This window comes from Roseicella frigidaeris (assembly GCF_003258945.1).
GTDB lineage: Bacteria > Pseudomonadota > Alphaproteobacteria > Acetobacterales > Acetobacteraceae > Paracraurococcus > Paracraurococcus frigidaeris.
The window spans coordinates 522,980-546,079 of record NZ_QLIX01000001.1 but is presented as its reverse complement, the minus strand read 5'-3'; the positions used below and the strand labels follow the sequence as shown (position 1 = coordinate 546,079).

At 73.6% G+C, this 23,100-nt stretch carries 21 protein-coding genes; 14 read left to right on the top strand and 7 right to left on the bottom strand.

What is annotated here, in order from left to right:
- The first annotated feature begins 7 nt into the window (after positions 1-7).
- The 7 genes from fabG (at position 8) to DOO78_RS02500 (ending at position 6,737) form a co-directional block, all read left to right on the top strand.
- Positions 8-745, top strand: coding sequence for a 3-oxoacyl-[acyl-carrier-protein] reductase (gene fabG, locus DOO78_RS02530; RefSeq protein ID WP_111468136.1), 738 nt, complete (start codon positions 8-10; stop codon positions 743-745).
- A 95-nt stretch (positions 746-840) separates the two neighbouring features.
- Positions 841-2,883, top strand: a complete 2,043-nt coding sequence (gene tkt / locus DOO78_RS02525; RefSeq protein WP_111468135.1) for a transketolase — start codon at positions 841-843, stop codon at positions 2,881-2,883.
- Positions 2,884-2,920: 37 nt separating this feature from the next.
- Positions 2,921-3,937, top strand: a complete 1,017-nt coding sequence (gene gap / locus DOO78_RS02520) for a type I glyceraldehyde-3-phosphate dehydrogenase (RefSeq protein WP_111468134.1) — start codon at positions 2,921-2,923, stop codon at positions 3,935-3,937.
- A gap of 189 nt (positions 3,938-4,126) precedes the next feature.
- Positions 4,127-5,320, top strand: a complete 1,194-nt coding sequence (locus tag DOO78_RS02515) for a phosphoglycerate kinase (RefSeq protein ID WP_111468133.1) — start codon at positions 4,127-4,129, stop codon at positions 5,318-5,320.
- 65 nt (positions 5,321-5,385) lie between these two features.
- Positions 5,386-5,685 carry a hypothetical protein gene (locus DOO78_RS02510; protein WP_111468132.1) on the top strand — a complete coding sequence of 100 codons (300 nt, stop codon included), beginning with the start codon at positions 5,386-5,388 and terminating at the stop codon, positions 5,683-5,685.
- Positions 5,686-5,820: 135 nt separating this feature from the next.
- Positions 5,821-6,387, top strand: a complete 567-nt coding sequence (locus DOO78_RS02505) for an NUDIX hydrolase (protein WP_111468131.1) — start codon at positions 5,821-5,823, stop codon at positions 6,385-6,387.
- The gene (locus tag DOO78_RS02500; RefSeq protein ID WP_111468130.1) at positions 6,384-6,737 is read left to right on the top strand and encodes a hypothetical protein; all 354 of its coding nucleotides are present in this window, start codon (positions 6,384-6,386) and stop codon (positions 6,735-6,737) included. Before DOO78_RS02505 ends, DOO78_RS02500 begins: the two co-directional genes overlap by 4 nt.
- Positions 6,738-6,755: 18 nt before the next feature.
- Here DOO78_RS02500 and DOO78_RS02495 read toward each other — a convergent pair whose 3' ends face one another.
- The 5 genes from DOO78_RS02495 to dapF form a co-directional block, all read right to left on the bottom strand.
- Positions 6,756-7,541 (bottom strand): creatininase family protein, encoded by a 786-nt coding sequence (locus DOO78_RS02495; RefSeq protein WP_111468129.1) that lies wholly within the window; start codon positions 7,539-7,541, stop codon positions 6,756-6,758.
- 5 nt (positions 7,542-7,546) lie between these two features.
- A complete protein-coding gene (locus DOO78_RS02490; protein ID WP_111468128.1) occupies positions 7,547-8,119 on the bottom strand; it encodes a peroxidase-related enzyme in 573 nt (190 codons plus the stop codon).
- An 81-nt stretch (positions 8,120-8,200) separates the two neighbouring features.
- Positions 8,201-9,157 (bottom strand): signal recognition particle-docking protein FtsY, encoded by a 957-nt coding sequence (ftsY, locus tag DOO78_RS02485; protein WP_456308947.1) that lies wholly within the window; start codon positions 9,155-9,157, stop codon positions 8,201-8,203.
- 432 nt (positions 9,158-9,589) lie between these two features.
- Positions 9,590-10,846 (bottom strand): tRNA (N(6)-L-threonylcarbamoyladenosine(37)-C(2))-methylthiotransferase MtaB, encoded by a 1,257-nt coding sequence (mtaB, locus tag DOO78_RS02480; protein ID WP_279387763.1) that lies wholly within the window; start codon positions 10,844-10,846, stop codon positions 9,590-9,592.
- Positions 10,843-11,679 (bottom strand): diaminopimelate epimerase, encoded by an 837-nt coding sequence (gene dapF, locus DOO78_RS02475; protein WP_111468125.1) that lies wholly within the window; start codon positions 11,677-11,679, stop codon positions 10,843-10,845. Before dapF ends, mtaB begins: the two co-directional genes overlap by 4 nt.
- 240 nt (positions 11,680-11,919) lie before the next feature.
- Here dapF and DOO78_RS02470 point away from each other — a divergent pair, with 240 nt between their 5' ends.
- Positions 11,920-13,221, top strand: a complete 1,302-nt coding sequence (locus tag DOO78_RS02470) for an amidase (RefSeq protein WP_165838677.1) — start codon at positions 11,920-11,922, stop codon at positions 13,219-13,221.
- A gap of 12 nt (positions 13,222-13,233) precedes the next feature.
- Here DOO78_RS02470 and DOO78_RS02465 read toward each other — a convergent pair whose 3' ends face one another.
- A complete protein-coding gene (locus DOO78_RS02465; RefSeq protein WP_111468123.1) occupies positions 13,234-14,874 on the bottom strand; it encodes a helicase HerA-like domain-containing protein in 1,641 nt (546 codons plus the stop codon).
- A gap of 286 nt (positions 14,875-15,160) precedes the next feature.
- On the opposite strand from DOO78_RS02465, the gene rpmI reads away from it, so the two are divergent.
- From rpmI to DOO78_RS02435, 6 genes are all read left to right on the top strand, one after another.
- On the top strand, positions 15,161-15,367 hold the full coding sequence (rpmI, locus tag DOO78_RS02460; protein WP_111468122.1) for a 50S ribosomal protein L35: 207 nt from the start codon (positions 15,161-15,163) through the stop codon (positions 15,365-15,367).
- A gap of 15 nt (positions 15,368-15,382) precedes the next feature.
- Positions 15,383-15,769 (top strand): 50S ribosomal protein L20, encoded by a 387-nt coding sequence (gene rplT, locus DOO78_RS02455; RefSeq protein ID WP_111468121.1) that lies wholly within the window; start codon positions 15,383-15,385, stop codon positions 15,767-15,769.
- Between the two features lie 125 nt (positions 15,770-15,894).
- A complete protein-coding gene (pheS, locus tag DOO78_RS02450; RefSeq protein WP_111468120.1) occupies positions 15,895-17,001 on the top strand; it encodes a phenylalanine--tRNA ligase subunit alpha in 1,107 nt (368 codons plus the stop codon).
- Position 17,002: 1 nt separating this feature from the next.
- Complete coding sequence (gene pheT, locus DOO78_RS02445; protein WP_111468119.1) at positions 17,003-19,486, top strand: phenylalanine--tRNA ligase subunit beta; 2,484 nt, start codon at positions 17,003-17,005, stop codon at positions 19,484-19,486.
- 30 nt (positions 19,487-19,516) lie between these two features.
- On the top strand, positions 19,517-20,221 hold the full coding sequence (locus tag DOO78_RS02440) for an AzlC family ABC transporter permease (RefSeq protein ID WP_243634310.1): 705 nt from the start codon (positions 19,517-19,519) through the stop codon (positions 20,219-20,221).
- Entirely contained in the window at positions 20,218-20,526 is a 309-nt protein-coding gene (locus DOO78_RS02435; protein ID WP_111468118.1) for an AzlD family protein, read from the top strand. The genes DOO78_RS02440 and DOO78_RS02435 overlap by 4 nt, the downstream gene beginning before the upstream one ends.
- Positions 20,527-20,632: 106 nt before the next feature.
- Here the strand turns inward: DOO78_RS02435 and DOO78_RS02430 are convergent, their stop codons facing one another.
- Positions 20,633-23,011 (bottom strand): mechanosensitive ion channel family protein, encoded by a 2,379-nt coding sequence (locus DOO78_RS02430; protein ID WP_128079986.1) that lies wholly within the window; start codon positions 23,009-23,011, stop codon positions 20,633-20,635.
- Positions 23,012-23,100: the final 89 nt, after the last annotated feature.

Below are 23,100 nucleotides of genomic sequence, written 5' to 3'. Positions count from 1 at the left end.
CCGCGCCATGTTCAGGCTGGATGGCAAGGTCGCGCTGGTCACCGGCGCGACGGGCGGCATCGGCGCCGCGACGGCCCGGGCGCTGCACGCCCAGGGCGCCCGGGTGGCGCTGACCGGCCGCCGCGCGGCGGAGCTGGAGGCGCTGGCCGCCGAGCTCGGCGAGCGGGTGCTGGTGGCGCCGGCCGACCTTGCCGAGGCGGCGGCGCCGGCGGCGCTGGTCGAGCAGGTGGAGGCCGGGCTCGGCGGGCTCGACATCCTGGTGAACAATGCCGGCTTCACCCGCGACATGCTGGCGCTGCGCATGGGCGATGCCGACTGGGCCGCGGTGCTGGAGGTCGACCTGACCGCCCCCTTCCGCCTAGCCCGGGCGGCGCTGCGCGGCATGATGAAGCGGCGCTTCGGCCGCATCGTCTCCATCGCCTCCATCGTCGGCGTCACCGGCAATGCCGGCCAGGCGAATTACGCCGCGGCCAAGGCCGGGCTGATCGGCATGAGCAAGTCGCTGGCGCAGGAGGTGGCGACGCGCGGCGTGACGGTGAACGTCGTCGCCCCGGGCTTCGTGAAGACGGCGATGACCGACGCCCTGCCCGAGGCGGCGCGCGGCAAGCTGCTGGAGCGCATCCCGGCGGCGCGCATGGGCGCGCCGGAGGACATCGCCGGCGCGGTGGTCTACCTCGCCAGCGCCGAGGCGGGCTGGGTGACCGGCCAGACCCTGCACGTGAATGGCGGGATGGCGATGATCTGACCGGCGGCGGCCGGAAAGCCGCCGCGAGGCGGGGGGCGCGGTTGCCCGCTCCCGCCCGTCGCCGTATAGGGCCGGGCGTTCCGGAGACCCTCGCCTTGGCCAGCCTTGCCCCGAGCCCCGACGCCCCCAACCCCGCCCTCGAGGCCCAGGCCGCGATCCTGGCCCGGCCGGCCACGGAGGAGCGGCGGATGGCGGATGCGATCCGGGCCCTGGCGATCGATGCGGTCGAGAAGGCGAAGTCCGGCCATCCCGGCATGCCGATGGGCATGGCGGATGTGGCGACCGTCCTCTTCACCCGCTTCCTGAAATTCGACGCCTCCGACCCGCGCTGGCCCGACCGGGACCGTTTCGTCCTCTCGGCCGGCCATGGCTCGATGCTGCTCTATGCCCTGCTGCACCTGACCGGCCATGCCGGCATGGGCATCGAGGAGCTGCAGCGCTTCCGCCAGCTCCACTCGCCGGCCGCCGGGCATCCGGAATATGGCGAGCATCCGGGCATCGAGACGACGACCGGGCCGCTCGGCCAGGGCCTCGCCAACGCCGTCGGCATGGCGCTCGCCGAGCGCATCCTGGCGGCCCGCTTCGGCAAGTCGCTGGTCGACCACCGCACCTGGGTGATCGCCGGCGATGGCTGCATGCAGGAGGGGATCAGCCACGAGGCGGCCTCCCTCGCGGGCCATCTGCAGCTCGAGAAGCTCTGCGTCCTCTACGACGACAACAGCATCACCATCGATGGCGGCACCGACCTCTCCTTCACCGACGACACGCTGAAGCGCTTCCAGGCCTATGGCTGGGCGGTGCGGCGCGTCGACGGGCACGACGCGGCGGCGGTGGAGGCGGCGCTCGCCTGGGCGATGCGCAGCCGCCGGCCGGTGCTGCTCGCCTGCCGCACCATCATCGGCTTCTCGGCGCCGACCAAGGCCGGCACCGCCGGCAGCCATGGCAGCCCGCTCGGCCCGAACGAGGCGGCGGCGGCGAAGAGCGCGCTCGGCTGGAACCACCCGCCCTTCGAGGTGCCGGATGGCATCCGCGCCCGCTGGGAGGAGGCCGGGCGCCGCGGCGCCGGCACCCGCCGCGCCTGGCTGAAGCGCCTGGCCAAGCACCCGGCCCAGGCCGAGTTCGAGCGCGCCATCGCCGGCCGCCTGCCCGAGGCCTGGCATGAGAGGCTGGCCGAGCTGCGGCAGGCCTATGTGGCCGGCATGCCAAAGCTGGCGACCCGCGTCGCCTCGCAGAAGGCGCTGGAGGCGCTGGTGCCGGCGGTGCCGGAGATGATCGGCGGCTCGGCCGATCTCACCGGCTCGAACAACACCAATGTGAAGGGCGTGCCCTCCATCGCCCGGGGGAATTTCGCCGGGCGCTATGTGCATTACGGCGTGCGGGAGCACGGCATGGCCGCGGCCATGAACGGCATGGCCCTGCATGGCGGCATCATCCCCTATGCCGGCACCTTCCTGGTCTTCGCCGACTACATGCGCCCGGCCATCCGCCTCGCCGCGCTGATGCGCCAGCGGGTGATCCATGTGCTGACGCATGACAGCATCGGCCTCGGCGAGGATGGGCCGACGCACCAGCCGGTCGAGACCCTGGCCAGCCTGCGCGCCATCCCGAACCTCGTGGTCTTCCGCCCCGGCGACGCCATGGAGACGGCGGAGTGCTGGGAGCTGGCGGTGAAGCGGGCGGATGGGCCGACGGTGCTGGCGCTGTCGCGGCAGAACCTCGCCGCCTTCCGCAGCGATGCCGGCGAGAATCGTTGCGCCAAGGGCGGTTACGTCGTCGAGGAGGCCTCCGGCCCGCGCCGCGCCACGCTGATCGCCACCGGCTCGGAGGTGGGCACGGCGCTCGCCGCCCGGGCGGCGCTGGAGGCCGAGGGGCTCCCCGTCGCGGTCGTCTCCCTGCCCTCCTGGGAACTCTTCGCCGCCCAGGACGCCAGCTACCAGGCGCAGGTGCTGGGCGAGGCGTTGCGCGTCGGCATCGAGGCGGCGATCCCCTTCGGCTGGGACCGCTGGCTGGGGCCGGAGGGGCTGTTCATCGGCATGCATGGCTTCGGCGCCTCGGCGCCGGCCGAGGACCTGTTCCGCCATTTCGGCATCACGCCGGAGGCGGTCGCCAATGCGGTGAAGAAACGCCTCGGCCGATAGGCTATAAAGAGACAGACCGGAAGAAGGACGACGAATCATGGCCGTGAAGGTCGCCATCAACGGATTCGGGCGCATCGGACGCCTGGTGCTGCGCGCCGCCATCGAGAGCGGGCGGGACGATGTCGAGATCGTCGCCATCAACGACCTCGGCTCGGTCGAGGCCAATGCGCATCTGCTGCGCTACGACAGCGTGCATGGCCGCTTCCCCGGCGAGATCGGGGTCGAGGGCAACACGCTGCACATCAAGGCCAATGGCCGCAGCTACGCCCCGATCACGGTGAGCGCCGAGCGCGACCCGACCAAGGTGCCCTTCAAGGGCATCGACGTCGCCGCCGAGTGCACCGGCATCTTCACCAGCAAGGAGAAGGCCTCGGCCCTGCTGCAGGCCGGCGCCCGCAAGGTGGTGATCTCGGCCCCCGGCGAGAATGCCGACGCGACCATCGTCTACGGCGTGAACGAGAAGACCCTCACCAAGGACATGACGGTCATCTCCAACGCCTCCTGCACCACCAACTGCCTGGCCCCGGTCGCCAAGGTGCTGCACGACAATTTCGGCATCCTGCGCGGCTACATGGTGACCATCCACGCCTATACCGGCGACCAGAACACGGTCGACACGCTGCACAAGGACCTGCACCGGGCGCGCGCCGCCGCGGTCTCGGCCATCCCGACCAGCACCGGCGCGGCCAAGGCGGTCGGCCTCGTCCTGCCGGAGCTGAAGGGCAAGCTGGACGGCACCGCCATCCGCATCCCGACGCCGAACGTCTCCCTCGTCTCGCTCGACTTCGTGCCGAAGAAGGAAGGCGTGACGAAGGAGGCGGTGAACGCGGCGATGAAGGCCGCCGCCGAGGGCGAGCTGAAGGGCATCCTCGGCTACAACACCGCGCCGCTGGTCAGCGTCGACTTCAACCACGACCCGCACAGCAGCACCTTCGATGCCAGCCAGACCCAGGTGGTCGATGGCGCGCTGGTGCGCGTGCTGTCCTGGTACGACAACGAGTGGGGCTTCTCAAACCGCATGAGCGACACCATGGCGCTCTTCGGCAAGCTCTGAGCCGCCGCTGACCGGGCGGGGCCGCCGGCCCTGCCCGACCGCCCCGGCGCTCCGGGGCATCCTCCCGCCACGTTGCGGCGCGGCTCGCCGGCAGGGCGACCCGCGCCGCCGCCCGATGCCGGTGCCGCCGGGCGGGCTCGCGCTCCCCGGCGCGGCTTCCCTTCAGGCACCCCGCCCGAAGGACCCGCCATGGCCAAGTTCCGCACCCTCGATGCGCTCGACCCCCGCGGCAAGCGCATCCTGCTCCGCGCCGACCTGAACGTCCCGACCAAGGACGGCCGCATCACCGACCGCACCCGCATCGAGCGGCTGACGCCGACCATCCGCGAGCTGGCGGAGAAGGGCGGACGCGTCATCGTCTGCAGCCATTTCGACCGTCCGAAGGGCAAGCGGGTGCCCGAGATGTCGCTCAAGCCGATGGCCGAGGCCCTCGGCGAGGCGCTCGGCAAGCCGGTCGGCTTCGTCGATGACTGCATCGGCCCGGCGGCCGAGGCGGCGGCGGCCGCGATGCAGGACGGCCAGGTGATCCTGCTCGAGAACACCCGCTTCCATGCCGGCGAGGAAAAGAACGACCCCGAGCTCGCCAAGGGCCTGGCGACGCTCGCCGATGCCTATGTGAACGACGCCTTCTCGGCCGCCCACCGGGCGCATGCCTCGACCGAGGGCGTGGCGCGGCTGCTGCCTGCCTATGCCGGGCGGCTGATGCAGGCCGAGCTGGAGGCGCTGGATGCGGCGCTCGGCAACCCGGCGCGGCCGGTGGTGGCCATCGTCGGCGGCGCCAAGGTCAGCACCAAGCTCGACCTGCTGGGCAACCTGACGAAGAAGGTGAATGTCCTGGTCATCGGCGGCGCCATGGCCAACACCTTCCTCGCCGCCCAGGGCCATGGCGTCGGCAAGTCGCTGCAGGAAGCCGAGATGCACGACACCGCCCGGCAGATCCTGGCCGAGGCGAAGGGCAATGGCTGCGAGATCCTGCTGCCGGTCGATCTCGTCGTCGCCGGCAGCTTCGCCGCCAACGTCCCGACCCGCACGGTCGGCATCGATGCCGTGCCGGCCGAGATGATGGCGCTCGATGTCGGACCGGACACGGTGGCGGCTATCGAGGGGCGGCTCCGCCAGGCCTCCACCCTGGTCTGGAACGGCCCGGTCGGCGCCTTCGAGGTACCGCCCTTCGACACGGCGACGGTCGCCATCGCCCAGTCGGTCGCGGCGCTGACCCAGTCGGCGGGGCTGAAATCCATCGCCGGCGGCGGCGACACCGTGGCGGCCTTGAAGCATGCCGGCGTCGCCGATCGCCTCACCTATGTCTCGGCCGCGGGCGGCGCCTTCCTGGAATGGCTGGAGGGCAAGACCCTGCCGGGCGTCGCCGCGTTGGAGGCATGATCCCATTCCGGTAACCCAATCATTGGTTACTGGACGGTGAAGAGGGCGATGCGCAGGCTCGGCCCATGCGCATCGCCGGTCTCCTCTCCCTCAACCGCCGGGCCCGGCCCGGCCGCAGGGTGGCCTTCACCGTCGATTCGGAATTGGGCGCTACCATCCTGCGCATGATCGCCAGCCAGTCCTTCAGTGCCTTCACCCCCTCGGTCGGGCGGGCCGGGGAGGTGCAGCAGGTCCGCGGGATCGCGCCCACCGCGCCGGTCCGGGGCCAGGGCGAGGCCGCCGCGGCGCAGCGCAGCCTCGAGAGCGTCCCGAGCAAGCCCGTCCAGGTCCTGCCGCGCGGCTCGCTGCTCGATCTGCGGGTCTGACGCGGCCGGCCGCAGGGGGCAGCGCCCGGAGCCGGGCTGGCAGGATGCAACGGCGACGCTCACGGTCCCGGGCGCGATGCTGGTCGCGGCGCGGCCGCCCTTGCGCCGCGGCGGCCCGCCGCGCATCGTCGTGCCATGCCCGATTTCGTCCGCACCGTCCCGCCCGGTGATGACCGGGAACGGCTGACCTGCCCGGATTGCGGGTTCGTCGCCTACGAGAACCCGAAGATCGTGGTGGGCAGCGTCGTCGCCGAGCAGGGCCGCATCCTGCTCTGCCGCCGCGCCATCGAGCCGCGCCGCGGCTACTGGACCTTGCCCGCCGGCTACATGGAAATGGCCGAGACGGTGGAGGAGGGCGCGCGGCGCGAGGCCTGGGAGGAGGCGCGGGCCCGCATCGCGCTGGAGGGCGTGCTCGCCGTCTACTCGATCGCCCGGATCGGCCAGGTGCAGGTGATCTTCCGCGCCGGCCTGGCCGAGCCCGGCATCGAGCCGGGGCCCGAAAGCCTGGAGGTGCGCTTCTTCCGCTGGGAGGAGATCCCCTGGCCGGAGATCGCCTTTCCCTCGGTCCATTGGGCGCTGCAGCGCTGGCGCGCCATGCGGGACCAGCCGCTCGCGGCGCCGGCCACCAACCCGCCGGAGGATCCGCGCGGCACCCACCCCCTGCCGCGCCCCGCGCCGCAGCCGGGGGGCAGCGCGCTGTGAGGCGCCGGTGCGCCCTGCTCGGCCTGCTGCTGCTGGGCCTGGCCGCCGGGCCCGCCCAGGCCCAGCGCGGGGCCGGCAAGCCGCCGCCGCTCGAGCTGCGCAAGCAGCCCTCCATCCCGCTGACGCAGAAATCCGGAGCGCCGTTGAACTCCACCATCGCGCCCGTCCCCGACCGCAGCAAGGAGGCGCCGCGCACCATCCAGCCGGACCGGGCCCGGATCGACCCCAGCATCATCAACCGTCCGCTCCCCGGCCGCGGCGCGGTGGATCAGGGAGAGCGCGAGGTGCTGGAGGACAAGCTGTTCAAGCCGGCGCCCGGGGCCCGGCTGAACGTGCCGTTCTCCTACTGAGGGAGGTCGCCCGGCGCCTCAGCGCTGCGCCCGGCCCGGCGCCCAGACATCGTCGGGCGTGCTCCACAGCGCCGGATCGCGCATCGCCGCCGCCAGCGCCGCCGTCACCGCGGCGAGGATCGCCTCGCCCTTCTCGGCCGTCGCGGCGCGCGGGTCGCCGCGGACGCCGGTGCGGGGCGCGCGTTCCTCGAAGGACCAGAAGCGCACCATCCCGGGCGGCGGGTTGGGCGGCGGGTTGGAGATCGTCTCGGCCAACTTCTCCCGCCGCACCTGCGCCGCGTCGAGGGCGAGCCAGAGGCTGGTCTCCCCCTCGCAGGCATGCTGGATGCCCGGCTGGGTGGCGAGCTGCGCCGCGATCTCCTTCGGCGCCAGGTTCGGCCAGGTGGTGACGACGACCGGGATGCCGAACTCCACCGCCAGCTCCCGCGCGCTCACCGCCAACGGGTCGATATTGCCGCCATGGCCGTTGACGATCAGCAGCTTGCGGAAGCCATCCGCGAGCAGCGACCGCACCACGCAGCGCAGCACCGCATGGAAGGTGGCGTGGTCGAGGGTGATGGTGCCGCCGAAGGGCAGGTGATGCTCCGACAGCCCCATCCACATCGGCGGCAGCACGGCGACCGGGATGCCGGCCGCCGCGGCGCCGCGCAGCGCGATCTCATGCGCGCAGAGGCTGTCGGTCCAGACCGGCAGGTGCGGCCCATGCTGCTCGAGGCTGCCGATGGGCAGCACCGCCAGCGCCTCCCGGGCCGCGAGCGCCTTCAGCTCCGGCCCGGTCATGCGCTCCCAGCGGATCTCCGGCATCCGGCTCAGCCCCGGCCCAGGGCGTAGAACTCGTCATTCGGCCGCAGCGAGGTGACGTTGGCCATGCGGTTGGACATGCCGAAGAAGGCGGCGATGGCGGCGATGTCCCAGATGTCGTCATCGGTGAAGCCGTGGTCGCGCAGCGCGGCGCTGTCGGCCTCCTCCACCTCGTTGGCGCGCTGCGTGACCTTGAGGGCGAATTCTAGCATCGCCCGCTGCTTCGGCGTGATGTCGGCCTTGCGGAAATTGGCGGCGATCTGGTCGGCGATCAGCGGGTTCTTGGCGCGGATGCGGAGGATCGCGCCATGCGCGACGACACAGTACTGGCACTGGTTGTGGGAGGAGACGGCGACCACGATCATCTCCCGCTCGGCCTTGGAAAGGCCGCCGGGCTTGTCCATGAGCGTGTCGTGATAGGCCATGAAGGCGCGGAATTCCTCCGGCCGGTAGGCGAGCATCAGGAAGACGTTCGGGATGAAGCCCGACTTCTCCTGCACCTTTTCGATGCGCGCGCGGATATCCTCGGGCATGTCTGCGAGGCGCGGGACGGGGAAGCGGCTGATTGCGGGCTGGGCCATGGCGGGTCTCCTCCGGGCGGGCCCGGATCGGCCCCGCCCCTGAACATCCTTCTGCGCCGCGACCCTACGCCGCCCGCCCGCTCAGTCCAGCCCCATCAGCCCCCGGGCGAAGTCGCGCGCCGCGAAGGGCCGCAGGTCGGCCGCCTTCTCGCCGACGCCGACGAAATGCACCGGCAGGCCGAATTCCTGCGCCAGCGCCACCACCACGCCGCCCTTGGCCGAGCCGTCCAGCTTGGTCACGGCGAGGCCGCTGACCGAGACCATCTCCTTGAACACCTTGGCCTGCTGGATGGCGTTCTGGCCGGTGGTCGCATCCAGCACCAGCAGCACGGAATGCGGCGCGGTCTCGTCCACCCGGCGGATGACGCGGACGATCTTCCGCAGCTCCTCCATCAGGGCGGATTTGTTGTGCAGCCGCCCGGCGGTGTCGACCAGCAGCACCTCCGTGCCATCCGCCTTGGCCGCCTTCAGCGCGTCGAAGGCGAGGCCGGCGGCATCCGCCCCCTCCTTGGTCGGCACATGCACCCGGCAGCCGGTGCGGTCGCCCCAGATCTGCAACTGCTCCACCGCCGCGGCGCGGAAGGTGTCGCCGGCGACGAAGGCGCAGGCCAAGCCCTGCTCGCGGTATTGCTGGCCGAGCTTGGCGATGGTGGTGGTCTTGCCGGTGCCGTTCACGCCGACCACCAGCACCACATGCGGCGCATGCGCGGGGTCGATCGGCATCGGCCGGGCGACGGGGCCGAGGATCTCGGCGATCGCCTCGGCCAGCGCCGTCTTCACCTCCTCATCCGTCACTTCCTTGCCGAAGCGGGTCTTGCGGAAGCCCTCGACGATGCGGCGGGAGGCGGCGACGCCGAGATCGGCGGTGATCAGCGTCTCCTCCAGCTCCTCCAGCGCCTCGTCGTCGAGGCGGCGCTTGCGGAAGAGGGTGGTGACGCTCTCGGTGAGCTTGGCGGTGGAGCGGGAGAGGCCGGCCTTGAGGCGGGAGAACCAACCCTGGCGGCCGCCGGCAGCCGGCTCCTCGGCCGGAGCAGGGATGGGCGCGGGCGGCGGCGCCTGCGGCGCGGCGACCAGGGGCGGAACCGGTTCGGGCGCCGGGATGGCGGGCGCCGGCTTGGCGGGTTCCAGGGCCGGCGGCGGCGCGAGATCGGCATCCGCGGCAGGGGGCGGCGGCGGTGCGGTCGTCTCGGTCGGCGCGGCGAGGGGCGCGTCCGGCCCGCGGTCCTGGCCCGGCCGCTCGGGCGGTGCGGACCACCCGGGCTCGGGGAGAGGCGCCGGCAGTGGCGGCGCGAGGTCGGGCGCCGCCGGGACCGGGGCCGGAGGCGGCGGCGGAACGGGCGCGGCGGCGGGCGTCTCGACAGGCGGCGCGAGATCGGGTGCCGCGGCGGGGGGGGGCTCGGCCGGCGTCTCGGCCGGCGGCGTCTCGCCCCGGCCCCGCAGCCGGGTGATCCAGTCGCGCAGCGCCATGGCTCAGGCCGCCCTGGCCAGCAGGCCGTCCGGCGCCGTGCCGGTCACCCGCACCCGGCGCAGCTCGCCCGGGGCGGCGCCGCCGCCGATCAGGCGCAGGGGGGCGAAATGCGCCGTGTGGCCGCGGTCCTCGCGCTCGAACAGCACCTGCTCCTCCTCCCCCAGCCGCGCCGCGCCGAGCCGCGCGGCATAGAAGCGCGCCGCGGCCTGCCGGCCCGCCTCGCGCAGCCGCGCCGCCCGCTCCTTGCGCAGCGGCACAGGCAGTTGCGGCATGCGCGCCGCCGGCGTGCCCGGCCGCTCGGAATAGGGAAAGACGTGCAGGAAGCTCAGTTCCATCGCCTCGACCAGATCGAGGGTGGCGCGGAATTGCGCCTCCGTCTCGGTCGGGAAGCCGGCGATCAGGTCGGCGCCAAAGGCCATGTCCGGCCGCAGCGCCCGCGCCCGCCGGGCGAAGGCGAGCGCATCCGCCCGCAGGTGCCGGCGCTTCATCCGCTTCAGGATCAGGTCGGCCCCATGCTGCAGCGAGAGGTGCAGATGCGGCAGCAGCCGCGGCTCGGTCTCGATCAGCCGCCAGAGATCGGCATCCACCTCCACCGGGTCGAGCGAGGAGAGGCGCAGCCGCGGCAGCTCCGGCACCAGGGCGAGCAGCCGGCGCACCATCTGGCCGAGGCTCGGCGCGCCGGGCAGGTCCGGGCCATAGGAGGTGATGTCGACGCCGGTCAGCACCACCTCGCGATAGCCATGCGCCACCAGCGCCCGCACCTGCTCGACGATGGCGCCGATGGGCACGGAGCGGGAGGGGCCGCGGCCGAAGGGGATGACGCAGAAGGTGCAGCGATGGTCGCAGCCCTGCTGCACCTGCACGAAGGCGCGGGCGCGGCCGGCGAACTCGGTCACCAGATGCGCCGCCGTCTCGGTCGCCGCCATGATGTCGCTGACCGGCGCCGGCGGCGCGCCGAGCGCCCAGCTCTCCGGCTTCAGCTTGTCGGCATTGCCGATCACCCGGGCGACGCCGGGCAGGCCGGCCCAGCGCTCGGGCGCGATCTGCGCGGCGCAGCCGGTGACGACGATGCGCGCCCCGGGATTGTCGCGCGCCGCCCGGCGGATCGCCTGGCGCGCCTGCCGCTCCGCCTCGGCGGTGACGGCGCAGGTGTTGACTACGATGGTCCCGGCATGCCCGGCCTCGGTGGCCAGCGCCCGCATCGCCTCGGACTCGTAGGTGTTGAGCCGGCAGCCGAAGGTGAGGATCTCGACGCTCACCGCGGATAGGCCTCGAGGTCGAGCGTGCCGGTGAAGGCGGTGGCGGCCGGGCCGGTCATCAGCACATGCCCGTCCTCCCGCCATTCGATCCGCAGGTCGCCGCCGGGCAGGGAGACGGTGGCGGCGCGGCCGGTCAGGCCCCGCCGCGCCGCATTCACCAGGGCGGCGCAGGCGCCGGAGCCGCAGGCCAGCGTCAGCCCGGCCCCGCGCTCCCAGACCGCGAGGCGCAGATGCGCGCGGTCCAGCACCTGGGCGAAGCCGATATTGGCGCGCTCGGGGAAGATCGGGTCATGCTCCAGCGCCGGGCCGATGGCGGCCAGCTCCAGCGCATCGAGCGCGGGGACGAAGAAGGTGGCGTGCGGGTTGCCCGTGGAGCAGGCGGCCGGGTCGGCGACGCCGCCGGCCGCGAGCGGCAGGTGCAGCGTGTCCATCGCCGCGGCCAGCGGCACCTCCTGCCAGCCGAGCCGCGGCGCGCCCATATCGGCGCGCCAGAGATCGCATGCCTCCCCTGGCAGCCGCTCCACCGGCAGGTCGCCGGCGATGGTCCGCACCACCACCTGGCCGCGCGCCGTCTCTCCCGCCACCAGGGCGGCGACGCAGCGCGTGGCATTGCCGCAGGCCCCGGCCTCCGAGCCATCCGGGTTGCGGATGCGCATGACGACATCCGCGCCCTCGCCCCCCGGCTCCAGCAGGATGAGCTGGTCGCAGCCCACGCCGAAGCGCCGGTCCGCGATGGCCGCGGCACGGGCGGGGGTGATGGGCAGCGGGGCCTGGCGGGCATCGAGGACGACGAAGTCGTTGCCCAGGCCGTGCATCTTCCGGAAGGGGACCATGGCGGGCGCAGATATGCCGTGGTCGGCCGGCCAATCCAAGACGCGCCGGCGCATGGGAGGGCGGCGCGGGGCGGGGACGGGGGCGGGGACGGCCGCCGCGGCCGTGCCGGCATGCGGATTGCAACGCCTCCGGCACGGATCCGGGGCGATCGTCGGCGGGCGGAGGCGGCGGCTGGCTCCAGTCTTGCCATCCGATGCGGCGATGCCTTTGCATCGGCTCGGTCTGCGGAAGGACCACGCATGAGCAGCAGCCTCATCCAGGACCCTGGCCGGGTCCGCGACCTCGCCGCCGCCATGGCCGCCGGCACGCTGACCGCCGAGGCGCTGGTCCGTCGCTGCCTCGACCGCATCGCGGCGGTGGACGGCGCGGTGCGGGCCTGGGTGCAGGTGCTGCCGGAGGCCTCGCTCGCCACGGCCCGGGCGCTGGATGCCGAGCGCGCCGGCGGCACGATGCGCGGCCCGCTGCACGGCATCCCGGTCGGGGTGAAGGACGTGATCGATGTCGCCGGCCTGCCGACCCGGGCCAACAGCGCCGCGCGCGACGGCATCGCCCCGGCGACGGCGGATGCGACCGTGGTGGCGCATCTCCGGGCGGCGGGCGCCATCATCCTGGGCAAGCTGCACACCACCGAATACGCCTATTACGAATCCCGGCCGCCGACGCGCAATCCCTGGGACCTCGCCCGCACGCCCGGCGGCTCCTCCGCCGGCTCCGGCGCCGCCATCGCCGCGGGCACGGTGCCGCTGGCGCTGGGCACCCAGACGGCGGGCAGCGTGAACCGGCCGGCGGCCTATACCGGCACCGGCGCCTTCAAGCCCTCGACCCTGGCCATCGGCAGCGCCGGGGTGGTGCCGCTGGCGCCGAGCTTCGACACGGTCGGCGCCTTCGGGGCCTCGGCGCAGGATGCCGCCTGCCTCGCCGGCGCCTATGCCGCCGACCATCTGCGCATCGGCCCCCTGGGGCCGCCGCCGCGGCTGGTGGTGCTGGAGGACCCGCTGGTCGTCCGCCGGACCGCGCCCGGCACCGCCGCCGGCATCGCCGCCCTGGCCGAGCGCTTGGCGGTGGCGGGGCTGGCGATCCGCTGCGCCAGCACGCCGGTCGGGTTCGAGGAGATCCTCGCTACCCATCGCACCGTCCTGCTCGCCGAGCTGGGCCGCACCCATGCCCGGCTGCCGCGGGAGCGCCTGGCGCCGCGACTCGCCGCCGATATCGAGGCGGGGCTCGCCATCCCGGAGGCGGCGTATCTCGGCGCGCTGCACCGGCTCGCCATCATCCGTCGCCGCTTCTGGGCCAGCTTCGGCCCGGAGGAGCTGCTGCTGCTGCCGGCGGCGCCCGATGTGGCGCCCGCCGACGGCACCACCGGCGACCCCGCCTTCGTCATCCCGACCACGGCGCTGGGCGGGCCGGTGGCGACGCTGCGCGCCGGCTTCGACACGGCCACCGGCCTGCCGGTCGGGGCGCTGCTCTTCGGCGCGCCGGGCGCGGATTCGCGGCTGGCCGGCTTCCTCTTCTCCGACCCCGCCACGCATCTCGACCTGTAGCGACGCGGCCGCTCAGCGCTTCAGGATGGAGCCGAGCACGCCGCGCAGCACGGCATTGCTGATCTGCCGCCCGACCGAGCTGCCGACGCTGCGGGCGACGGATTTGGTCATCGCCTCCAGCGGGCTCTGCCGCCGGCCGCCGCCGCCCGTCAGCACTTGGCCGATCACCTCGCCCCAGCCGCCACCGGCCGGGGCGGACGGCGGGGCGGGCGGGGCCTGCGGCGCCGGGCCCGACCAGGGGCCGGACCAGGGGCCGGGCGCCGCCGCCGGCCCCGAGCCTGGCCGCCGCGGCAGCACCACGCCGCCCCAGGGATTGTCCTCGCGCACCGGCGCCGGGCCGGCCGGCGCGGCCTCCTGCGGGCCGGAAGCGGGCTGGCCGGTGGCGCGGCCGACCAGATGCTCATAGGCGCTGTCGCGGTCCACCGCGGTGTCGTAATGCCCGGCCAGCGGGCTCTTCTGCAGCAGCGCCGCCCGTTCCTCCGGCGTCACCGGCCCGATGCGGCCGCGCGGCGGCACCACCCGCGCCCGCTCGACGATCGAGGGCGTGCCATCCGCCTGCAGGGTGGAGACCAGCGCCTCCCCCACCGCCAGATGGGTGATCACCTCCTCCGTGTTCAGGCGGGGATTCGGCCGGAAGGTCTCGGCCGCGGCGCGCACCGCCTTCTGCTCGGCGGGGGTGAAGGCGCGCAGCGCATGCTGCACCCGGTTGCCGAGCTGGCCGAGCACCGTCCCCGGCAGGTCGAGCGGGTTCTGGGTGACGAAATAGATGCCCACCCCCTTGGAGCGGATCAGCCGCACCACCTGCTCCACCTTCTCGACCAGCGCCCGCGGCGCGTCGCGGAACAGCAGATGCGCCTCGTCGAAGAAGAAGACGAGCTTCGGCTTGTCGAGGTCGCCGACCTCCGGCAGCTCCTCGAACAGCTCGCTGAGCAGCCAGAGCAGGAAGGTGGCGTAGAGCCGCGGGCTCTGCACCAGCTTGTCGGCGGCGAGGATGTTCACCGAGCCGCGGCCGGCCGGCGTGATCAGCATCAGATCCTGCAGCGAGAGCGCCGGCTCGCCGAAGAACTGCTCGCCGCCCGCCTGCTCCAGCACCAGCAGCCGGCGCTGGATGGTGCCGATGCTGGTCTTGCTCACCTGGCCGTAATTGCCGCGCAGCTCCTCCGCCCGGTCGGCGACATGCGCCAGGATCGCCCGCAGGTCCTTGAAGTCGAGCAGCAGCAGCCCTTCGTCATCGGCGAGCTTGAAGGCGATGTTGAGCACGCCCTCCTGGGTGTCGTTCAGCTCCAGCATGCGCGAGAGCAGCAGCGGCCCCATCTCGGCCACCGTCGCCCGCAGCGGATGGCCCTGCTGGCCGAAGACGTCCCAGAATACCACCGGGGCGGCCTCATAGGCATAGTCCGCCTCGCCCAGCTCATGGGCGCGGGCCTCGAATTTCGGGTTGGGCCTGCCGGGCAGGGCGATGCCGGAGAGGTCGCCCTTGATGTCGGCGGCGAAGACCGGGACGCCGGCGCGGGAGAAGCCCTCGGCCATCACCTGCAGGGTCACGGTCTTGCCGGTGCCGGTGGCGCCGGCGACCAGGCCATGGCGGTTGGCGCGGGAGAGCAGCAGTTCGCAGGGCGTCTCGCCCCGGCCGATCAGGATTCCATCCGCCACGCGCCACCCTCCGAAGCCTTGCGACCCGCGACAGCATATAGAGGGTTTACCCCGACTTTGCCTCGCCCCGGGCCGCACAAGCCGGTGGCCGGGCCCTTGCCGGCGTCTTGCCGGGTAGTCGCGCAAGCCGCGGGCCTCCCGGCCGCCCTGGCGCTTGCCAGGACCGGCGACGATGGCTATACGCCGCCCTCCCCGCGCGCCGGTGCCTGTCTGGGCATGCCCGGCCGCGTCCCCGCGCCCCGGTCTCCGTGATCCGGGGTGCCTCCCCGACCGCAGGAGGTCCGAAATGCCCAAGATGAAGACGAAGTCTTCGGTGAAGAAGCGCTTCAAGACCACGGCCACCGGCAAGGTGCTGGCTGGCCCGGGCAAGAAGCGGCACATGCTGCGCAACCGCTCCTCCAAGGTGAAGCGGCAGAACACCGGTACCCAGGTGCTGCGCCACCAGGATGGGCTGACCGTCCTGCAATGGGCCCCCTACGGGCTGGTCCGGTAAGAAGGAGCGCACGCCATGGCACGTGTGAAGCGCGGCGTCACCGCCCACGCCCGTCACAAGAAGATCCTCCGACTCGCCAAGGGCTATGTCGGCCGGTCCTCGACCAATTACCGCCCCGCCCTGCAGCGGGTCGAGAAGGCGCTGCAATACGCCTATCGCGACCGCCGCAACAAGAAGCGCGACTTCCGCGGGTTGTGGATCCAGCGGATCAACGCCGCGGTGCGCGAGCACGGGCTGACCTATTCCCAGTTCATCGCCGGCGTGAAGGCGGCGGGGATCGAGCTGGACCGCAAGGTGATGGCGGCCATCGCCTTCGACGACCCGTCGAGCTTTGCGGCGCTGGTCGAGAAGGCCCGCGCTGCCCGGTCAGCCCCCTTGGCTGCGGCCAAGCCGGCCGCCTGACGCTTCCCGCTTCGGAAGTCCGACGCAGAGAGGGGCCGCTCCCGGCAGGGTGCGGCCTTTTTCGTTCGCGGCCGGCGGCGCCCCCTGCCGCGCCGGTCCGCCCCCAGATTTCGGGACGCTGAGAGATGAGCGAGACGACCAAGCCGGGCGACGACCTCGCCGCCCTGGAGGCCGAGACGGCGGCGGCGCTGGACGCGGCCGGCGACCTGCGCGCCTGGGATGCGGTGCGCATCGGCCTGCTGGGCAAGAGCGGCCGCCTGACCGCGCTGCTGAAGGGCCTCGGCCAGGTGCCGGCCGAGCAGCGGCGGGAGCGCGGCGCGGCGCTGAACCGGCTGAAGACGGCGCTCGAGGCGCGCATCGAGGCCCGGCGCGGCGCGCTGGAGGCGGCGGCGCTGGAGGCGCGGCTGGCCGCCGAGCGGCTGGACGTCACCCTGCCGCCGCGGCCGCACCCGCCGGCCGGCGCCGAGGCAGGCGGCATCCACCCGATCAGCCGCACCATCGAGGAGCTGGTCGCCCTCTTCGGCGCCCAGGGCTTCTCGGTCGCCGAGGGGCCGGATATCGAGAGCGACTGGCATAATTTCGGCGCCCTCAACATCCCCGAGCACCATCCGGCGCGGCAGGACCACGACACGTTCTACCTGCCCGCCCTGCCCGGCGCGAATGCCCGCCGGCCGGTGCTGCGCACCCACACCTCACCGGTGCAGATCCGCACCATGGTGGCGCAGGAGCCGCCGATCCGCGTCATCGTCCCCGGCCGCACCTGGCGCGCCGACCACGATGCGACGCACAGCCCGATGTTCCACCAGGTGGAGGGGCTGGTGATCGACCGCGGCATCACCCTCGGCCACCTCAAGGGCTGCCTGATCGATTTCCTGCGCGCCTTCTTCGGCATCGCCGATCTGCCGGTGCGCTTCCGCGCCTCCTACTTCCCCTTCACCGAGCCCTCGATGGAGGTGGATATCGGCTGGGACCGGAAGTCCGGCGAGCTCGGCAAGGGCACGGACTGGCTGGAGATCCTCGGCAGCGGCATGGTGCATCCGCGCGTGCTGGCCAATTGCGGCATCGACCCGCGGGAATGGCAGGGCTTCGCCTTCGGCATGGGGATCGAGCGCATCACCATGCTGAAGCACGGCATGCCCGACCTCCGCCCCTTCTACGAAAGCGATGTGCGCTGGCTGCGCCACTACGCGGCCGACCCGCTCTCGCCCCCCTCCCTGGCGGAGGGCGTGTGAGATGAAATTCCCGCTCTCCTGGCTGCGCCGGCACCTCGACACCACGGCCACGCTCGCCGAGATCACCGCGACGCTCAACCGCATCGGCCTCGAGGTCGAGGGGGTGGAGGATCGCGGCGCGGCGCTGGCCGGCTTCCGCATCGCGCATGTGGTCGAGGCCGCGCAGCACCCGAATGCCGACCGGCTGCGGGCGCTGAAGGTCGATCCCGGCGATGGCCGGCTGCTTTCCGTCGTCTGCGGCGCGCCGAATGCGCGGGCCGGGATGAAGGGCGTGCTGGCCCTGCCCGGCGCCTTCATACCCGGCACCGGCATCACCCTGAAGCAGGGCGAGATCCGCGGCGTGACGTCCGAGGCGATGATGCTCTCGGCGCGCGAGATGGGCCTTGGCGACGACCATAGCGGCATCCTCGACCTGCCGGCCGAGGCGCCGCTCGGCGCGAGCTACGTCGCCTGGGCCGGGCTGGACGACCCGGTGGTGGAGATCAGCGTCACGCCGAATCGCGGCGATGCGCTTGCCATCCGCGGCATCGCCCGCGACCTGGCAGCGGCCGGGCTCGGCACCCTGAAGCCGCTGCCCGAGCCGAAGATCGTGCCCGCCTATCCGGCGCCGCTGCGCTGGGAGATCGCCGATCCGCGCGCCTGCGACCATGTCCTCGGCCGCGGCATCCGGGGCTTGCGCAACGGCCCCAGCCCGAAATGGCTGCAGGACTGGCTGGTCGCCATCGGGTTGCGGCCGATCAACGCCCTGGTCGACGTGACCAACCTCTTCACCTACGGCCTCGGCCGGCCGCTGCACGTCTTCGACGTGGCCAAGGTGCAGGGCGGGGTGCTGACCATGCGCATGGCGCGCGAGGGCGAGAGCCTGGCGGCGCTGAACGGCAAGACCTATGCGCTGACTCCGGAGGACGGCATCATCGCCGATGCCGCGGGGCCGGAGGCGCTCGGCGGCATCATCGGCGGCGAGCCTTCCGGCTGCGACGAGGGCACCACCGAGTGCTTCATCGAATGCGCCCTCTTCGACCCGGTGCGCATCGCCCTCTCCGGCCGCCGGCACGACATCCGCACCGATGCCCGGGCGCGGTTCGAGCGCGGCGTCGACCCGGCCCTGCCGCCGCTCGCCCTCGACCTCGCCACCGCGCTGATGCTCGAGCTCTGCGGCGGCGAGGCGAGCGAGGTGGCGGCCGCCGGCACGCCGCCCGCCTGGCAGCGCAGCGCGACGCTCCGCTTCGAGCGGCTGGCCGGGCTCGGCGGCGCCGAGGTGCCGGCCGATGCGGCGGTGGCGATCCTGGAGCGTCTCGGCTTCGCCGTGCAGCAGCGCGACGCGAGTCAGGTGACGGTCGCCGTGCCCTCCTGGCGCAACGACATCGCCCAGGCCGGCAGTGTGGAGACGGTGCTCGACCAGGCGGCGACGCTGCCGGCCGACCGGGCCCGCGCCGCGGCCGAGGGCTGCGCGGTGGTGGAGCCGGAGGCGGATCTGGTGGAGGAGGTGCTGCGCATCCGCGGCCTCGACACCATCCCGCCGGTCTCCCTGCCCGTCGCCGGCCTGGTGCCGCCACCGGCGCTGACGCCGCAGCAGGCGCGCGCCGGCCTGGCCCGGCGGGTGCTGGCGGCGCGCGGCATGCTCGATTGCGTCAGCTTCGGCTTCCTCGACCAGCGGGTGGCGGCGCTGTTCGGCGAGACGCCGGAGGCGCTGCATCTGGAGAACCCGATCGCCGCCGATCTCGACCAGATGCGGCCGACGCCGCTCGCCAGCCTGCTGCTCGCCGCCGGGCGCAACGCCGCGCGCGGCTTCCCGGATGTGGCGCTCTCCGAGCTGGGGGCGAGCTATCTCGACCCCTCGCCCGAGGGGCAGCGCCAGGTCATCGCCGGGCTGCGCGCCGGCCACACGCCGCGGCACTGGGCGGAGCCGTCGCGCCCGGTCGATGCCATGGACGCCAAGGGCGATGCGCTCGCCCTGCTGGCCGCGCTCGGCCTGCCGATGGCCGCCGTGACGGTCACCGCCGATGCGCCCGGCTTCTACCATCCCGGCCGCAGCGGCGTGCTGCGGCAGGGGCCGAAGACGGTGCTGGCGCGGTTCGGCGAGATCCATCCGCGGATCCGCGCGGCGCTCGACCTGGCCGGGCCGGCGGTCGGCTTTGAGGTCTTCCTCGACGCCATCCCCGAGCCCAAGCGGCGGAAGAAGGGGGCGCCGGACCTGCCCGCCTTCCAGCCCGTGCGGCGCGACTTCGCCTTCCTGGTCGATGCCGGCGTCACCGCCGAGCAGGTGCTGCGGGCGGCCCGCGGCGCCGACCGGCAACTCGTCGCCGAGGTCGCGGTCTTCGACCGCTATGCCGGGGAGAAGCTGCCGGAGGGCAAGGCGAGCCTCGCCATCCAGGTGACGCTGCAGCCGCGCGAGGCGACGCTGACCGATGGGCAGATCGAGGCGGTGGCGGACCGCATCGTGGCGGCGGTGGCCAAGGCGACGGGGGCGGTGCTCAGGGCCTGAGGGGCGGCGGCGCCGTCGGAGGATCGGGGCTTGGACGAGCGCGGCGGCTTCACGCGGAGCGGGGTGGTACGCGGGCTGAAGGCGGCCCTCGCCATCACCCTCGGCCTCTCGCCCTTCGGCCTGGTGGTCGGGATGACGGCGGATGGCGTCGGCCTCTCGCTGCTCGAGACGCTGCTGATGAGTGGCCTGGTCTTCGCCGGCACCGCCCAGCTCGTCGCCCTGCAGCTCTGGTCCGACCCGGCGCCGATCCTCGCCGCCAGCCTTGCCTGCCTGGTGATCAACCTCCGCCTGGCGCCGATGGGCGCGGCGCTCGCCCCGCTGCTGGACCACACCCGCGGCCTCCGGCTCTGGGGCACGCTGGCGCTGCTGGTGGACAACGCCTTCGCCCTCGCCATCGCGGATATGCGGGCCGGGCGGCGCGATGCCGGCTTCCTGCTCGGCGCCGCCTTCGGCATGTGGCTGAACTGGATGGCGATGGTCGCGCTCGGCCATGTCTTCGGCGCGGCGCTGCGCCTGCCGGCCGGGCATCCGATCTTCTTCGCCTCCTCCGCCGCGGTGCTCGCCCTGCTGGTGCAGCTCTGGCGTGGCCGCGGCGACCTGCAGCCCTGGATCGCCGCCGGCGGCACCGCCCTGCTGGTCCAGGGCAGCGGGCTGGGGGCGCCCTGGCCGGTGCTGGCGGGCGCCTTCGCCGGCGCCGCGCTCGGCGCCTGGCAGGATCGGCGGCGCCGCGCATGACGCTCCGCCCCGACGTGCTGGCGGCCATCCTCGGCATGGCGCTGGCGAGCTATCTCTGCCGCGCCGGCGGCTACGCGATCCTGCGCGTCATCCGGCCGCCGCCCTTCGTGCAGGCCATGCTGCAGCACCTGCCGGGCTGCATCTTCGTCGCCTTCCTCGCGCCTGCCCTGGCGGGCCTGGGCTGGCCGGCCATCGCCGCGGGCGCGGCGGTGCTGCTGGTGCAGGCCCGCTTCGGCCGGCTGGTGCTCTCCATCCTCGCCGGCGTCGGCGCGCTCTGGCTGCTGCGCCTCGCCGGGCTCGGCTGAGGGCGCCGGCCGCCGTCCTGGGCCATGATCCGTTCACACGGGTTCACGGACCCTGGCCCAGGACAGTGTCGCATCGGCGGGATGCACGCTTTTCGGCGATCCCGCTCTACTGCGCCGCCTGCGCCAGGTCGGGGCCGGGCGGCCGCGGCTCCGGCGGCCGCTCGACCAGCACCATCGGCTGCGGGCGGGGGATCTGGATCCCGAGCTCCTCGAAATGCTGCTTGATGCGGCGGTTGAACTCCCGCGCCACCGGCCAGCGCGCCGCCGGCTCGGTCTTCACCCGGGCGCGGATCGTCACCCCGGAATCGGCCAGCTTGTCGACGCCCCAGACATCGATGTCGTCGCGGATGAGGGCCTTCCACTTCGCCTCGGCGCGGATCTCCTGGCCGATGTCGCGCAGCGCCTGCACCACCCGGTCGGTGTCCTCGGAATAGGCGACCGTGACGTCCAGCACCGCGAAGGCGAAGTCGCGGGTCATGTTGGTCACCGTCGTCACCGCGCTGAAGGGCACGATGTGGACGCTGCCATCCGTCGCCCGCAACCGGATGGAGCGGATCGAGAGATGCTCCACCACGCCGGTCAGCCCGCCGAGCTGTACCGTGTCGCCGACCGCGACCGCATCCTCGAGCAGCAGGAAGACGCCGGTGATGACGTCCCGCACCAGGGTCTGCGAGCCGAAGCCGATGGCGAGGCCGACGACGCCGGCGCCGGCCAGCAGCGGCGCGACGTTGACGCCGAGCTGCGCCAGGGCGTTCAGCACCGCGAAGACCAGGATCACCACGCCGAGCACCGTGCGCAGCATCGGCAGCAGGGTCCGCACCCGGGCGCTGCGCGCCGCCTGGCTGTCGCGCGAGAGCCGCGTCAGCCGCCGCTGGATGGCGGAATTCGCCACCTCCCACACCACCAGCGCCAGGGCCAGCGTCGCGGCGATGGAGAGCAGCGTGCCGGTCAGCCGGCGGCCCAGCGTGCCCTCCTCGAACCATTCGAGGCTGCGGAACCCCCAGGTCTCGAGCAGCAGGATGAGGGTGCCGGCGCCGATCAGCGCGGAGACGATCCCCTTCAGCAGGGGGACGTACTGCGCCGCCCGCGCCGCCAGCCCGGGGAAGCGCCGCGCCATCTCCGGCCCGGGATGCAGCACGCGGTCCATCGCCCAGCCGATGGCCTCGTCCAGCGCCTTCGCCAGGCCGAGGACGAGCAGCGTCCGCAGCGTGCCGGTCAGCAGCCGGTGGAAGCCGTTCTCGAGCGCTAGCGCCCAGACCACCCAGGAGGCGACCAGCCAGAGGATGACGATGACGTGCCAGATCTCCGCCAGCCGGTCGCGCGCGCCGCGCAGCATCCGGCGCGTGCCCGTCGCCTCCTCGCCCGGCGCCAGCGGGCTGGCCCGCAGCCAGGCCGCCACCACCTCGCGGTGCCGCAGCACGATCCGCGCCAGCAGCAGGGAGATCACCAGCAGGGTGAGGTTGAGCACGGCGTCATAGGCGGCCCAGGGCAGGCCGAGCAGCAACCCCGCCTCGGCCAGGGTGTAGCCGCCGACGCCGATCAGCATCAGCCGCCGCAGGCCGCTGACCCCGGCCATGGCGGTGGCGTCCGAGCAGGGGACGAGGCGCAGCTGGTTGGAGGCCGGCGACAGCAGCATGCGGGCGAAGGCGAAGGCGACCCGCGCCGCCATGTAGGCATTCGCCATCATCAGCCCGACCAGGCGCGTGGTCGGCAGGGGATAGACCAGGCCGAAAAGGCCATAGACGGCGAGGCCGAATCCCGCGATCGGCAGCAGGTCGAGCAGCAGCCGCCCCAGCACCAGCGGCACCCGCTTCAGCCAGGTCCAGGGCGTGCCCTGCGCCCGCGGCGCCGCGGCATCCAGCCAGCGACGGGCCGGGGTGACGGCGCGGACCACCAGCCCTTCCGCGGCCAGCCCGATCGCCGCCAGCAGCAGCAGCTTCCAGGCGGCGTCCATCAGCCGCGTCTGCGAGACGGGATCCTGCACCATGCCGACCGCCGCGCTCCACAGCGCCGGCAGGTCGGCGATCGAACGGATGCCGGCGAGGAGGCTGTCCGACAGGGCGCCGATGCGGCCGGACAGGCCGGAGATGAGCTGCGCCCCGAGCGTGTTCGGGGCGATCAGTGCCTCCTGCGCCGCCTGGCCGGCAGGCGCGGCGGCCGCGCCGGTGCCGGCGGCCGCGGCGGCCGGCCCTGCCGTCCCGCCCTCGCCCGCCGGCGCTGGCCCCGGCTGGGCGGCACTCCCTGGGGCGGCGCTCCCCGGGGCGGCGACATGCGGCGCCGCCCGGCTCGCCGCCGCGAGGGCCTCGAGCGTGCGCAGGAATTCCTGTCGCCGGGCCTGGTCGCGCAGCAGCGCCGTGACGCGGTCGAGATCGGCCTGGCTGAGGCCGGGGGCGGCCGCCGGTGGCTGGGCCCGGACGGGCCCCGCCAGCGCGAGGAGGAGAAGGAGACTCCAGAAGCCGGAGCGGAGGATGCGGAATGGGGTCATGGGCGCCGCCAGCAACCGCATGGCGGGCCCGCCGGTCAAGCGCCGCGAGCAGGGGATGGGCCTGGCGGCGACCCGGCATTGCGCTTTCC

Excerpts from the sequence above, each read along its gene's own strand:
- fabG (WP_111468136.1), top strand. The coding sequence starts at position 8 with ATGTTCAGGCTGGATGGCAAGGTCGCGCTGGTCACCGGCGCGACGGGC.
- gap (WP_111468134.1), top strand. The coding sequence starts at position 2,921 with ATGGCCGTGAAGGTCGCCATCAACGGATTCGGGCGCATCGGACGCCTG.
- DOO78_RS02515 (WP_111468133.1), top strand. The coding sequence starts at position 4,127 with ATGGCCAAGTTCCGCACCCTCGATGCGCTCGACCCCCGCGGCAAGCGC.
- DOO78_RS02510 (WP_111468132.1), top strand. The coding sequence starts at position 5,386 with ATGCGCATCGCCGGTCTCCTCTCCCTCAACCGCCGGGCCCGGCCCGGC.
- DOO78_RS02505 (WP_111468131.1), top strand. The coding sequence starts at position 5,821 with ATGCCCGATTTCGTCCGCACCGTCCCGCCCGGTGATGACCGGGAACGG.
- DOO78_RS02495 (WP_111468129.1), bottom strand. The coding sequence starts at position 7,541 with ATGCCGGAGATCCGCTGGGAGCGCATGACCGGGCCGGAGCTGAAGGCG.
- DOO78_RS02490 (WP_111468128.1), bottom strand. The coding sequence starts at position 8,119 with ATGGCCCAGCCCGCAATCAGCCGCTTCCCCGTCCCGCGCCTCGCAGAC.
- dapF (WP_111468125.1), bottom strand. The coding sequence starts at position 11,679 with ATGGTCCCCTTCCGGAAGATGCACGGCCTGGGCAACGACTTCGTCGTC.
- DOO78_RS02470 (WP_165838677.1), top strand. The coding sequence starts at position 11,920 with ATGAGCAGCAGCCTCATCCAGGACCCTGGCCGGGTCCGCGACCTCGCC.
- rpmI (WP_111468122.1), top strand. The coding sequence starts at position 15,161 with ATGCCCAAGATGAAGACGAAGTCTTCGGTGAAGAAGCGCTTCAAGACC.
- rplT (WP_111468121.1), top strand. The coding sequence starts at position 15,383 with ATGGCACGTGTGAAGCGCGGCGTCACCGCCCACGCCCGTCACAAGAAG.
- pheS (WP_111468120.1), top strand. The coding sequence starts at position 15,895 with ATGAGCGAGACGACCAAGCCGGGCGACGACCTCGCCGCCCTGGAGGCC.
- pheT (WP_111468119.1), top strand. The coding sequence starts at position 17,003 with ATGAAATTCCCGCTCTCCTGGCTGCGCCGGCACCTCGACACCACGGCC.
- DOO78_RS02435 (WP_111468118.1), top strand. The coding sequence starts at position 20,218 with ATGACGCTCCGCCCCGACGTGCTGGCGGCCATCCTCGGCATGGCGCTG.
- DOO78_RS02430 (WP_128079986.1), bottom strand. The coding sequence starts at position 23,011 with ATGACCCCATTCCGCATCCTCCGCTCCGGCTTCTGGAGTCTCCTTCTC.